The organism is Candidatus Omnitrophota bacterium (genome assembly GCA_040755155.1).
In the GTDB taxonomy this organism is placed as follows: domain Bacteria; phylum Hinthialibacterota; class Hinthialibacteria; order Hinthialibacterales; family Hinthialibacteraceae; genus JBFMBP01.
In genome coordinates this window covers 62,696-74,509 of sequence record JBFMBP010000127.1, presented here as the reverse complement: position 1 = coordinate 74,509, position 11,814 = coordinate 62,696, and the positions used below count along the sequence as shown (strand labels likewise).

Annotated in this window: 12 protein-coding genes; 7 read left to right on the top strand and 5 right to left on the bottom strand. The window is 49.9% G+C overall.

Annotated elements, in window-relative coordinates; genetic code table 11:
• Window positions 1-217 precede the first annotated feature (217 nt).
• Window positions 218-646: a hypothetical protein gene (locus tag AB1656_18990; GenBank protein MEW6237474.1), complete on the bottom strand. Its 429-nt coding sequence runs from the start codon at window positions 644-646 to the stop codon at window positions 218-220.
• 293 nt (window positions 647-939) lie between these two features.
• Here AB1656_18990 and AB1656_18985 point away from each other — a divergent pair, with 293 nt between their 5' ends.
• From AB1656_18985 to AB1656_18970, 4 genes are all read left to right on the top strand, one after another.
• Window positions 940-3,297, top strand: a complete 2,358-nt coding sequence (locus tag AB1656_18985; protein MEW6237473.1) for a glycoside hydrolase family 2 TIM barrel-domain containing protein — start codon at window positions 940-942, stop codon at window positions 3,295-3,297.
• A gap of 90 nt (window positions 3,298-3,387) precedes the next feature.
• Complete coding sequence (locus AB1656_18980) at window positions 3,388-3,942, top strand: hypothetical protein (protein ID MEW6237472.1); 555 nt, start codon at window positions 3,388-3,390, stop codon at window positions 3,940-3,942.
• A 100-nt stretch (window positions 3,943-4,042) separates the two neighbouring features.
• Window positions 4,043-4,873, top strand: coding sequence for a PIG-L family deacetylase (locus tag AB1656_18975; GenBank protein ID MEW6237471.1), 831 nt, complete (start codon window positions 4,043-4,045; stop codon window positions 4,871-4,873).
• Window positions 4,874-4,980: 107 nt separating this feature from the next.
• Window positions 4,981-5,235: a zinc ribbon domain-containing protein gene (locus tag AB1656_18970; protein MEW6237470.1), complete on the top strand. Its 255-nt coding sequence runs from the start codon at window positions 4,981-4,983 to the stop codon at window positions 5,233-5,235.
• A gap of 162 nt (window positions 5,236-5,397) precedes the next feature.
• Here the strand turns inward: AB1656_18970 and AB1656_18965 are convergent, their stop codons facing one another.
• Together AB1656_18965 and AB1656_18960 are read right to left on the bottom strand one after the other, a co-directional pair.
• Window positions 5,398-6,300 carry a PIG-L family deacetylase gene (locus AB1656_18965; GenBank protein ID MEW6237469.1) on the bottom strand — a complete coding sequence of 301 codons (903 nt, stop codon included), beginning with the start codon at window positions 6,298-6,300 and terminating at the stop codon, window positions 5,398-5,400.
• Between the two features lie 115 nt (window positions 6,301-6,415).
• Window positions 6,416-7,321 carry a PIG-L family deacetylase gene (locus AB1656_18960; protein ID MEW6237468.1) on the bottom strand — a complete coding sequence of 302 codons (906 nt, stop codon included), beginning with the start codon at window positions 7,319-7,321 and terminating at the stop codon, window positions 6,416-6,418.
• Between the two features lie 195 nt (window positions 7,322-7,516).
• Here AB1656_18960 and AB1656_18955 point away from each other — a divergent pair, with 195 nt between their 5' ends.
• The gene (locus AB1656_18955; GenBank protein ID MEW6237467.1) at window positions 7,517-8,107 is read left to right on the top strand and encodes a prepilin-type N-terminal cleavage/methylation domain-containing protein; all 591 of its coding nucleotides are present in this window, start codon (window positions 7,517-7,519) and stop codon (window positions 8,105-8,107) included.
• A 230-nt stretch (window positions 8,108-8,337) separates the two neighbouring features.
• The gene (locus AB1656_18950) at window positions 8,338-9,792 is read left to right on the top strand and encodes a hypothetical protein (protein MEW6237466.1); all 1,455 of its coding nucleotides are present in this window, start codon (window positions 8,338-8,340) and stop codon (window positions 9,790-9,792) included.
• Between the two features lie 411 nt (window positions 9,793-10,203).
• Here AB1656_18950 and AB1656_18945 read toward each other — a convergent pair whose 3' ends face one another.
• Both AB1656_18945 and AB1656_18940 read right to left on the bottom strand, forming a co-directional pair.
• A complete protein-coding gene (locus AB1656_18945) occupies window positions 10,204-10,362 on the bottom strand; it encodes a hypothetical protein (protein MEW6237465.1) in 159 nt (52 codons plus the stop codon).
• Window positions 10,346-10,663, bottom strand: a complete 318-nt coding sequence (locus AB1656_18940) for a DUF6788 family protein (protein ID MEW6237464.1) — start codon at window positions 10,661-10,663, stop codon at window positions 10,346-10,348. The genes AB1656_18945 and AB1656_18940 overlap by 17 nt, the downstream gene beginning before the upstream one ends.
• A gap of 336 nt (window positions 10,664-10,999) precedes the next feature.
• Here AB1656_18940 and AB1656_18935 point away from each other — a divergent pair, with 336 nt between their 5' ends.
• Window positions 11,000-11,809: a Yip1 family protein gene (locus tag AB1656_18935; protein MEW6237463.1), complete on the top strand. Its 810-nt coding sequence runs from the start codon at window positions 11,000-11,002 to the stop codon at window positions 11,807-11,809.
• The last annotated feature ends 5 nt before the right edge of the window (window positions 11,810-11,814 follow it).

Here is an 11,814-nt window from a genome sequence, read left to right as displayed (position 1 = left end):
GTAACCTCACCTGTTCATCCGTGACCATTCCAACCTCCTTCTTCGAGATTGGGATCACTTTATCTCGTCTCTTCAAACCGGGAATTTTAATTGTCGTCAGGAGGGAATTTTAATTGTCGCTGATCACTCATTCTACCCATGCTTAATTTATCCGATTCGCAAATAGGGCGCAACGCATTTTCTTCGCGCATGTTCGAATGTTCCCTTATTATTAAGATCATTGTCGCGGTTGATCCACAGCCACTGGCGCGTCATGCTGGCTGGACGTTTCGTCTTGGTTTGCGGCGCGGAGCATTTCAACGTAATAGCCCGTGTTAGGTTTTGGCGATGGCTCTATATACGGAAGTTTCCATCTCTTGTTTGTGAAGTTATCCCACCAAAAAGCTGGAGCGTACCATATCCTCTTACTCGTGCGGCAAAGCGTAATGGTTGGATCGCCTTTCCATTTTTTATATTCTTCGAAATATGCTTCCACCATCTCAAGGCTTCGTCCTTTCCCAGGAACTTCGATCTCCTCCATTCCACGGTCGGAACTTTCATAATGGTATACAGAAATCCTCATAGAGCTAACAATAAACCAAAGGCTAAAAACAATGATAAAAATTATTATCCCTAAAAGAATACGAATTATTTTTCCGGCCGCCATGATCTAATCGTCCGTCTTAATGTCATTAAAAGAGGATATCTCTGAATATAAACACGTGCGTTTTTTCTCGGTCTATACTGTTATAACCTATTGATTATATATGATTTACGGCACGCCATCGATTCATCGCGCAAATTCTTGCGTTAAACGTTAATAGTCTAGCGCCGTTTCCTTATATAGGAAGAGAATTATGGCGCAGCGATGCAGCCTAACTTCATTATTCGACTCGGTTTGTTATGATGAAATCTTCATTGGATGATGTTCTTTTTTTTTCATTGGAATCGGCGATTTCTATGAAACGATGGGCTTGCTTCTTTTTTCTATTATTCCATATCGCGTTCGGCGGCGAAGCGGCGCAGCCGGATAATTCTCAGTCGCCCTTTTCGCTCTTTTTGAGCGGCGAATGGCGTTTTGCTAAGGATAACAAGGGCGAAGAATCCGCCTCCATCGGGTTAACGGTCCGCATTCTTTCATTGAAGGATGACGCCGATTGGGAGTGCATTGCGTTGGACGTCTCCCTAATCGATCCCCAAGGGAAAGAAGCAGCCCATAGCCAGATAGCCTGGTTTGAGAGAGAGGGGAACGCCGCTTGGGGCCGATTGCAATTGCCGATATACCACCCCATCCTCTGGAATGCGGAACATCCTTCCCTTTACCGGCTCGCCGTCGAGCTGCGCCGCCGGGGAGAGACGCTTAACCGCGTCGAGCGTCTCGTCGCTCCGCGCCGCGTCGAAACCGTTGGCGGCGAATTGCGTTTGAACGGCGTTCCCATCAAACTGCGCGGCGCCGTATATCGCGATATCGAAACTCAGACGCCCAGCGAAGACCTTTGGCGCCGCAACCTGGAATTTCTGCGCGGCGCCAATATCAATGCCATATTCTTTCCCCATCCGCCCCATCCGCGCCTGATGGAACTTTGCGGCCAATACGGTTTTTATGTCGTCTGCAATATTCCTTTCGGCGCCGATTCGCTTCCGGCGAGCGCTGCGGGGACCATCCATCCAGCTTCGGGAATCAAGGAGACGATCCAGGCTTATTCCCTCGATCCCGCCTTGATCGCCTGGAATCTGCCCTGCGGCGAATTAGAACCTGACGCCATTTCGGGAGTCGTAAAATCTCTCAAGGAATGGGATGCAAGCCGTTCGCTTATCATTTCGGGGCCGTCGGCGGAATCGTATTTAGAGCAAGCGGATTTATGGGCGCCTGCTTGCGAGTCGTTGGACGATCTGAAAAGATTATCGCGCCTGTCCCAACCGGCCATTGTTATTGGTTATCCCGCCGCTTTGGATAACGCGATGGAAGGATTGGAAGAACTGTGGCCTGAAATTCGGCGCAATCCCCAGCTGACGGGCGCATTTATCGATCCATTCGAAGACAAGAATGCCGCCGCCGCTTTCGCCGATAAAATCCTTCCGGCCAATTATTTCCTGATACGCAAGGCGTATTCCCCTATTCAAATTGAAGAAGATATTATTCCCATTAAGCCGGGAAAGCGAACGGTGGAGCTTACGCTGCATAATTTTTATGAATTCTCCAATCTTCAAGAAGCATCCTGCCGCTGGACTTTATGGCGCAATCGAGAGCAGGCCGATAGCGGAGCCATTCAACTGCAACTTCCCCCGCGCCAGAAAATGGCGATGGCTCTGGTTTTGAATATCCCCGGCGATGTAGTAGATCATGAATATAACTTAGTTATGCAATTCAGCGCCCCGGATGGCCGTCTCATCGACGAATCCTCCGCCTGGCTCAAACCGGCCGATTGGGAAAAATCTTTCCTCATGCGGCTGCGCGACATGATATGGAACAAAAAATGGAAAGTGGACGCCGCCGTCGATGAAATCCGCATCGAAGCCGAAACCTTTCTTTTCCGCCTTCCCGCCGCATCTCCTTCCTGGTTTCTACTGCTTCGGCAAGGCAATTATCGCCTCGTTACCGGCGGGCCCTATATCCGCCTTGGCCGCCAACCTTCGCTGGTGGATCGGTTGCATCAACAGGAAGGCCGTTTGACGCTGCCGGAGCCGTTTTTGTTGAAGGACTTGAAAACGCAGGGCCGAGTCGTCAATCCCAAAGGCGATGAGGTGGAGATTCAATCGGTTTACGCTTCCATCCCAGCGGACGATCCCAGCCGGGCGGTCGTTATGCAATTGGATGTTCTGGCATCGCCGTTCGGCTTTTGCGATGTACGATATCGTCTTGATCCCGGTCCCGCCGTACGTAATTTTCTTGAAGTGGGACTATCGTTTTTGATCCCCGCCCGCCTCGACCGCATCCTCTGGCTGGGAGACGGCCCCTATCCCTCTTATCCCGGCGGCAGCCTCTCGTCGCATCGAGGAATATTCGGTCTCTCTCCACTTAAAGATTTTGCGCCTGGCAACCGTTTGCGCGTCAATCTCGCCGCTTTTGTGGATGAAAAGGGCAATGGCTTGGGCATTATGATGCTGGACGGCAGCCTCGCTTTCGAACCTGGCGCTGAGGGAACGCTGGTGAGCGTCAATTCCGCCGCGGCGGGCTTGGGCGATCGATTCCATCCCTCACGGCATCTTCTATCGTCCAGCCGTCTCGATGAGACGCAGCGCAGCGCCTCTTTTCGCTTGATTCCCTTGGAACGCAACCGATATCCGAAATTATTCGAAGAACTCATGAAAAATTAATCGCCGATGGGGATTGATGCGCAGGAGAATCCGATAAACAATATTTTGGAATTTTTATAACAAAAAAAACGGAGGGAAAAAAAGATGATAATGAATCGCAAAATGAGGTTGGCAGCTATCGGGGCTATGGTCATTGCGGGGGCGATTCTCATGAGCGCGGGATTGTTCGCTTACGCTCAGGAAATCCAACTTCCTTTTACCTGGAAAGGCGATGGCGAAGCGTGGGCGATGCTCGAGGATGAAGTGGAATACGTCAAATTCACCATTTCCGTCACCGTCGATCCAGATGGATTAGTGAAGGGTAAAGCAGCCTCGGACGATAGCGAATTCGCCATCGAGCGCTTTTATTATACGCAGGAAACCGATGGACTGCGCCGCGTCGTTATCGTATTGTGCGCGCAAAATGTCGACGAGCCGTTTCTCTATATTTTGGATGGGAAAGCGATAAAGAATAAATTCTTCTTCGGCGAAGCGCTTATTAAGAAGTACGAAAAAGAAGGCGCCATAGAAAAAGGGCTTAATATCGGCGATAAAGCAGCTACGGAGATTTACGAGGACTACATCCCCGACGGCTTGAAAAATGCCTTGAAATCTTGCCGCCCCGTCGGCTGCGTTAAGATTGTGGGCAAGTTTGCAGAAAATTAATGGGAAATGAATGAAAGCCGGCATAACCCCGCCCGATATTGTTTCGAATCCGGGCGGGGTTAAATCTTGTTGGGCGTAATTGGGAAAGCGGGAAACGGCCATGAACGACCAAGAGAATCGCGCGCCTTTGCGGATAATCGCGTTTGGGGCGCATCCGGACGATTGCGAGATATTCGCCGGAGGAACGGCGGCCAAATACGCTGCCCGGGGCGATGAAGTTCTCTTCGTCTCTCTGACGAACGGCGACGCTGGACATCAAAACGATGGCGGGGAAACGCTGGCCCGGCGGCGCGCGGCGGAAGCCCAACGGGCGGCTTCGGTTTTGGGCATACAATACCGCGTGCTTGATTTTCACGACGGCCAGCTGCAGCCGACATTAGAGGCGCGTTATCAAGTGATCCGCCTGATCCGCCAATGGCGCGCCGACATCGTCTTCTGCCATCGCCCCAACGATTATCATCCCGATCATCGCGCCGTGGGCATCTTGATTCAAGATTCGGCGTATATGGTTGTGGTTCCCAACGTCTGTCCCGATGTTCCCGCCCTGCGAAAAAATCCCTTTTTCTTTTACGTCTGGGACGCCTACCGCAAGCCTTATCCCTTTCAAGTGGACGCCGCCGTGGATGTAGACGGCGTTATGGCGAAAAAACTCGATATGATGCACTGCCATGAATCGCAGTTTTACGAATGGCTGCCTTATGTAGAAAATTCTCTTGACTCCGTTCCCGCTTCCGATTCGGAGCGTAGAAAATGGCTGGAAGAATCTTGGGGCGAATGGCTTTGCGCCATGACGGACTGCGCCCGCGGCTGGCTCGCCGAGCGTTATGGAAATGCGAAAGCTGCCGCCATTCGCTGGGCCGAACCGTTCGAATTGTGCGAATACGGCTCTCGTCCCTCCGAGCAGGATTGGGAACGGTTGTTTCCCTTCTAAAGCGGGGATATGAATTCACTGCTTGCAACAAACAGCGCAGCGTGCTAAATAATAACCATAAGCGTATCGATTTTGACGATGCTTCGCCTGGCTGGTTCTAAAGAACGATGAAGAATTATACCCAGCATTTTTCCAATTATACTTGCCCCAAATGCCGGGGCCGCGTCTTCTATGCGGAAGAATTGTCGTTGAGCAGCTTGCCGAAAAAATTGCGTCTGCAATTCAACAACAACCGTTATCTGACCGTCACTTGTGAATTGTGCGGATATACGGAATTTTATAATCTCAAAGTTCTGGCCAAAGTCAAAAACGAAGTCCCCGCCGTCCAACCCAAACCCGCCGCCGTGGAAAAGGCGGAATAGTCCTAAAACAGTAGACATGCAGGGTAGGTCGAGCTAAGCAAGCCCCGCCTAGCTGAATGATCTTAATTCTTCTTACTCATATCCGAATTGCTCTAGTAAAAGAAAAGAGGGGCGGATAACTCAGATTGATCCGCCCCGTTTTGTATTCTCTTAGGAATGCCCTTATTTCGAAAAGAAGGGAAATAGCTGTTTTAATTCCTCTTTGTTAGGAATCCTTCCGTATTCACATAGTTCGTAAGCTTTGGCGTAGCGGATCTTGGCGGCGGCCTCTTTGCCGTGAAATTCTTCCAGCATCGGCTTCCATTCCGGTTTCGCGTGGAACCAACTGTCGAAATATTTCTTTGTAAATTCGAGGCTGGCCTTTTCGTCTCCTTTGAAAAAGGAAGCGGGATCGCCGTTTCCGCCTGCGCCTTCTTCGTGGAATTGCGATTTCAAGCAATCCAAGGCCTTAAACATCGGTTCCATCGCATCGTCGACGCCTACGGCGATATCGGGAGAAAAGGGATACGGCTTCTGGAATCCATCCGGCCAATAGAGAAACACGGGATTCTTCTTCAAAGGCTGAACATCGGGACAAATGAAGGGAACCGTTACCATATACGCCGCGTCTTGCACCAGAATCGACGTATACCGGTGGTCGGGGTGATAATCGTTGGGCCGGTTGGTGATGACGATGTCCGCGTTCCATTCCCGGATCAAGCGGATGATCGTCTTGCGGTTCTCCAGCGTCGGCATTAGTTCTCCATCGTGAATATCCAAAACCTGCGTTTCGATGCCTAGAATCTTGGCGGCTTCATTCGCTTCCAGCGTACGGCGCAAGGCGAGCGGACCTCCGGCGATGACGGAATGTCCTATGTCGCCGTTGGTCACAGAAACGAATTTGACCTTATGCCCCAACTGCGCCCATTTGTAGGCGCAGGGACCGACTTCGATCTCGCAGTCGTCGGGATGCGCCCCAAAAGCGATGATCCGCAGTTCTTTCTCGGCGGCGTTAGCGTCGAATCCATTGGCCATGAAGATCGCAGCGATGAAACCGGCCAAACTTATCAGCAAACCTTTTCTCATTATTCATGTCCTTTCTTTTTATTGCTAATGAAAATCGCCAATATTTTCCTTTCTCATGAATGGAAAATCTATACCTTGAAGAATAGGAAAAGGTGGAAATAGAGTTTATGACTCATCATTCTTTGGGGAAGAAGGGAAACAGCTGCATCCATTCCTCTTTGCTGGGGCTGCGTCCGTATTCGCAGAGTTCGAATGCTTGGGCGTACTTGATCTTGGCGGCTTCTTTCTTGCCGTAAAATTTCTCCAGCAATGGCCGCCAGGAATCCTGCGCCCGCAACCGCCCATCGAAGCGGTTCTTCGTAAATTCAAGGCTGGCTTTCTCGTCTCCCTGGAAGAAGGAAGCGGGATCGCCATTTCCGCCCGCGCCTTGTTCTTGGAATTGCGATCTCAAACGCTCTAAAGCATGGAAAGCTTGTTCGACTACATCGTCTATGCCCACCGCGATATCCGGCGTAAAGGGATACGGCTTCTGGAACCGGTCCGGCCAATAAAGAAAAACCGGATTTTTCTTCATGGGCGGCGAATCGGGACAAATAAAGGGAACCGTTACCATAAAAGCGGCATCCTGCACTAGGATAGAGGTATAACGGTGGTCTGGGTGGTAATCGTTAGGCCGGTTGGTGATGACGATGTCCGCGTTCCATTCGCGGATCAGGCGGATGAACATCTTGCGGTTCTCCAGCGTCGGCATGATCTCGCCGTCGTGGATATCCAGCACTTGAGTTTCGATGCCGAGAATCTTGGCGGCCTCTTCCACTTCCCGCGTGCGGCGCAGGGCGAGAGGGCCGCCCGCCATGACGGAATGGCCGATGTCGCCGTTGGTGGCGGAAACGAATTTAACCTTATGCCCTAATTTCGCCCATTTGGCGGCGCAGGCGCCCACCCGTATCTCGCAGTCGTCGGGATGCGCTCCGAAGGCGATGATCCGCAATTCCTTCTCGGCGGCGCAGGAAGAATATCCGTTGACGAAAAACCAAGCGGCGATAAAGCCCGCCAAACCTATTAACCACCTTGTTTTCATGATTCGCTTCCTTTCTATCGATCTTTATCCAGTCTTCCGCTTATTTTCCTTATAATGGGAAAAATATCTATGGTAAAACGCCTTGGAACATTCTTGACGAAAGATTATCGAAAAAAAGATGGACGAATTAGGAATAAGTATGGTAAAACAAAGAACAGTGGATTTAACGTCGTTTTTCTCGGATGGAAATGGGCCATGACAAGAGCCTTAACCGCTTTTACTCTTATCGAATTGCTGATCGTTGTCGCCATTATCGGCATCCTGGCCGCTATTGCGGTTCCCAATTTTCTGAACGCCCAGATTCGGGCGAAAATGGCTAGGGTGGAGAGCGAGGAATATATTATCGCGTCCGCTTTGGATAGTTACTTCGCCGATCACGGCTCCTATCCGCCTAAACCGGCGCATAGCGCCAACCATTCCCTCGGTTTTATTTACTTGACCACTCCCATTCCCTATATTCACGGCATCCTCAGCGATCCATTCGGCATAAAATACGTCAGTAAACCCCGCGAGAACGTTTACGATAAAGTCTACGAGTTCATGACCACCCGCTTGCGGGGCGGAAAGTACGACATGTTCAACATCGAAAGCGTCGGCCCCGATGGGGTCGATAGTTTCCGGTCCACGGAAATCTATCCTTCGCATCCTCCCAATTTCGAGTTTTACAATCCGACGAATGGCCTAACCAGTTATGGAGATATTATCAGGGCGGGCGGTTCGTATCTTCCCCGCTGGTATCGCGATGGAAAGGGCGGTCCCAGAACAACGGGAAAAGATTGGATTTAGAAATACCATTCAAGAAAGAATCGGATTCTTGAATTTATCAATATGATAAAATAATGTTGTTTTATTGAATTGATAAATTTTCTCCCCTTTTTTATTCCATTCCGTTGTCGAATCCTACAGCATAACACATTGATTATCATATAGATATATCAATATAAATACGCTTGACTCTAATTGGCATCCCCTTTGCATTTCGCTTATGGCATCGAAGACGAAGGAAGCCAACGATCATGATGCTCAATACCGAAAACGAAAATACTGCCGCTATGATCCCTCTGAAAACGCTAGAAGGGATTTCCGTTGTGGATTCGCATCTCAACCATGTCGTATCCATCGCCAGCCTGGCCGATCCGGCGCAATCGAACTCAAAAATGGACGCATTGCTCACCATGCTTCGTTTTCCCGGCCTGAAAAGAGCGTTTCGCTATTTTTATGAAAACAATAAGATTCACGGCATCCCGGCGTCAATTTTCGGTCCTACGGTAATTCAATTGCAGCCTGGGGATACTATGGCTTCGCTGCTTTATATCGAAAAAAGTTTCGCCAACGGGCTTATGTATTCCATCGAACGGAAGAAATTCCATCTCGAAGACGGCTTGCCCAGCTTTTCCAAAGAGTGCTGCGAACGCATCTACAACGCCGAATGGGAGCAGATGCGCGCGCATTTCAATCGCGTCCATCCCGTCGCGGCGGTACTATCGACGTTAATCTCTCTAGCGAATGCGATCTACATCGTCGATCATCGGGAGAATGAAAGCGTCATGTCTCTCCTCGCCGATAAGATCGAACAGGTTCAACATCAAAGGAAGACGAACGCTAAAAATCCAACCGGTTTATTGCTGGCGCCTTACGGACAGTCGCGGGACGGAAAAGACTTTTCCATCGAGCCGCTTGATTCCGGATCAGCGTTGAGCGGCGCCTGGAAAGAGGATTTTTTGGAATTGATGTCGAACTTCCGCGATTACTTACCGCCGTTACTGGACTACGTCAATAAAAATACTCCTATCGCCAATCCTTTGTTCTATGTCAATAAATCGATTGGACCGATCCGATTGAAATTCGATCCGCAGGGAACCGCCATCGGACTCTTTCTTCATATTCGTTCCAATTCGCATAAGGGGTATGAATTCTGGCTGGGGTCTATGCCCTACGAGGGGACTCCGGAATCTCCCGCCATTCAATACGATAAAATAACTATTCTTAAAAGAGAGATCGGCGCCGCCGAAATTCTGGTTCCATTTCCATCCATCGACGCTCTGGATCTTTTGCTTCCCGCTTTTCTTCAAGTGGGGAAAAGGATGAATTTATACCGCAATCCCCAAAAATCGATCCATGAAATCGTTCTGGAATGCCAACATGCGCATCCCCGCGAGACCCGTTACGCTTTGGATTCGTTGGCGAGAAGCTACGGCTGCGCCCGCCATGATGTGGTACGCTTCTGCCCGGAAAAAGAACTGAGGACGACGCTGTACAATTCCATCCGCATCAGCCGCGAATCCAATGAAGCGTTAAAACAATTGCAGCCCTATCGGAGATTAGGCAATCTCGACGGCTTAATGCTGCCGGGCAGCCGCGAAGAATTCTCTCTGATCCAGAAAGAGAGAATGCGCGCCGTCCGCGAGGCGGAATATCAGAGAAGAGTCATGGAAATCAACCGAAAAACGCCTCTTGTATGCAAATCCTGATTCGAGGAGAAATATCGATTCGCCACCCTTCCACATTGCCTCTGCATTAACCGTAACTTACCTCGGAAGAATAAGAATAGTACTTAAGTAAAGAATCAAGGGCAGAAACAACCTTGTCCTTGGCGCCCCCTTATTTAAGGGTAGAAGGAATGTTTCATTCCTATTACGTTTCCGAATCACGAAAACACGAAAGGGCGCGAATACCACGAAAATTTCGAATCAAAGATTTCACGGACGAGTCGGATTCTATGGAGTTAACATGCGTTTTTTTCTCCCAGCCTTGAAAGGCTGGGCTATTATCAAATGCCCCTTGAAAGGGGCAAAAGGTAATGGCCGTTTTAACGGCGGGTTGACCAACCAACTTGGTTATTCTTTATTCCCGACAATCTCGATTCAGGCATTCATAATTCCTCAATACTTGTGGGTAAAGATCAGCGCTTGGGGCAGAGGGGCGCGGGGAAAGCCCATTGCCAATTCCAACTGCCGCAAGAAACATTCGTTCCGCTTTTCGCGGCCCAAATCCGTATGGCGTTTCGCTAACGCCAAGACGTCTTCACAAGATAGGTTCATCGAGCACTCTTCCTTTCATGAGTTGGATATTAATCGCAGTGATCCGATCTACGATCTCCAGGAGTCGATGGTATTGCTGGATGCCCTTGCGAACGGCGCGAACCTGAGTTTGAGAGATATAGACTTGACGTTGCGATTGGTCTCGGGCGACGACCAAATAGGCTCGCGGACCGTGCTGTAGACCGGTATGACAAGAGCAGTTTGGCCGAGAGCAAGTGGAAAACCGTTCCAAGCAGGAGCCTCGCAAGAGGTGAGAAAGCGTGGAAAGTTCCTCAAGCAGACGGCTTCGTTCTCTTCGCAATGACTCGATTTTTCTGGCTGGTAAGGTTGACATAAGATTAGTATAGCATATATCTTATATGCTATACAATAGAAAAAAAGATAAAATCTTTGCGAACCGCTATTTTCCGATAAATATGTGTATAATTGATAGCCTTGAAAGGCTGGGATGACGACTTTCCCTGCCGCCCCGCTACTCCGCCTGCAATCCCGTCCAAAAAGACATGGCGTGCAAGGACGCTTTTGGATTTACCGATTTTCAACTATATTATTAGGAAGAGAACGAAATTTGATTTACGGCTGTAGTTGAGGCGTTCGGCGTCCTATCCATCCAAAAAATCGGGGCGAAGAAGAGATTATGGAACGCTGTTACTTTCATTCCATCAAGGAAGCGGAGCATCAGTGCATTCAATGCCAAAAACAGGTGTGCGGATCCTGCGCCATCCTGGTGGAGGGAGAGCCTTACTGCCAACTTTGTTGGGATGGAATCGTAACCAAAATGAAGAGGAAGGCGGCGGAAGAACAAATTCTTCCCGGCATTCCCTGGCTGCAACGGCGCGAATTGGGATTGGCGCCGGCTTTTCTGCGAACGGCGCGGCAAGTATTGTTCGAGCCGTCGCGCTTCTTTTCCCGCATGCCTCCCGGCGCGGACCTGGGAGCGCCGCTTTTATTTGCAATCATCTGCATTCTCATCTTTTGGTATCCGATGAATTTATTCTATATTAAAATTGTTTTTCCTCCTCTCTTGAATCAAATCCAAGCGCAAACGCTGGAAATCGCCCCCGAAACGGACAGCAATCCCGCCGCTTTACGCATGTCGAAACTGAGCGAGCGCTTTCAAACCTTATCGAAAATCGATATTCTTATGATGACCCTGAATTCCCTGGTCTCTTACATCTTGGCGGCATCCGCGATTCAACATCTGCTAGTGAATTTGTTTCGCGGGCGCCAAGGCTTCAAGACGACCTTGGAAATCCGTTGCTATTCGATGACGGTTCAGTGTCTATGGCTGATTCCCATCGTGGGAATCGTGTTGGCGGAGTTGGTTTCCTTAATTGTCTGCGCGCGCGGGTTTCAAACGGCTCAGCATCTCTCTTTTCCGCAAGCGCTGCTCGTCGCCAGCATCCCGGTTGTGCTCTCCTTGGCGGCGGCCGCCGCAGTTTTCTAACTTCG

Coding starts and splice junctions, on each gene's coding strand:
- AB1656_18985 (MEW6237473.1), top strand. CDS start 940: ATGAAACGATGGGCTTGCTTCTTTTTTCTATTATTCCATATCGCGTTC.
- AB1656_18965 (MEW6237469.1), bottom strand. CDS start 6,300: ATGAGAAAAGGTTTGCTGATAAGTTTGGCCGGTTTCATCGCTGCGATC.
- AB1656_18980 (MEW6237472.1), top strand. CDS start 3,388: ATGAATCGCAAAATGAGGTTGGCAGCTATCGGGGCTATGGTCATTGCG.
- AB1656_18955 (MEW6237467.1), top strand. CDS start 7,517: ATGACAAGAGCCTTAACCGCTTTTACTCTTATCGAATTGCTGATCGTT.
- AB1656_18950 (MEW6237466.1), top strand. CDS start 8,338: ATGATGCTCAATACCGAAAACGAAAATACTGCCGCTATGATCCCTCTG.
- AB1656_18990 (MEW6237474.1), bottom strand. CDS start 646: ATGGCGGCCGGAAAAATAATTCGTATTCTTTTAGGGATAATAATTTTT.
- AB1656_18935 (MEW6237463.1), top strand. CDS start 11,000: ATGGAACGCTGTTACTTTCATTCCATCAAGGAAGCGGAGCATCAGTGC.
- AB1656_18960 (MEW6237468.1), bottom strand. CDS start 7,321: ATGAAAACAAGGTGGTTAATAGGTTTGGCGGGCTTTATCGCCGCTTGG.
- AB1656_18945 (MEW6237465.1), bottom strand. CDS start 10,362: ATGAACCTATCTTGTGAAGACGTCTTGGCGTTAGCGAAACGCCATACG.
- AB1656_18970 (MEW6237470.1), top strand. CDS start 4,981: ATGAAGAATTATACCCAGCATTTTTCCAATTATACTTGCCCCAAATGC.
- AB1656_18975 (MEW6237471.1), top strand. CDS start 4,043: ATGAACGACCAAGAGAATCGCGCGCCTTTGCGGATAATCGCGTTTGGG.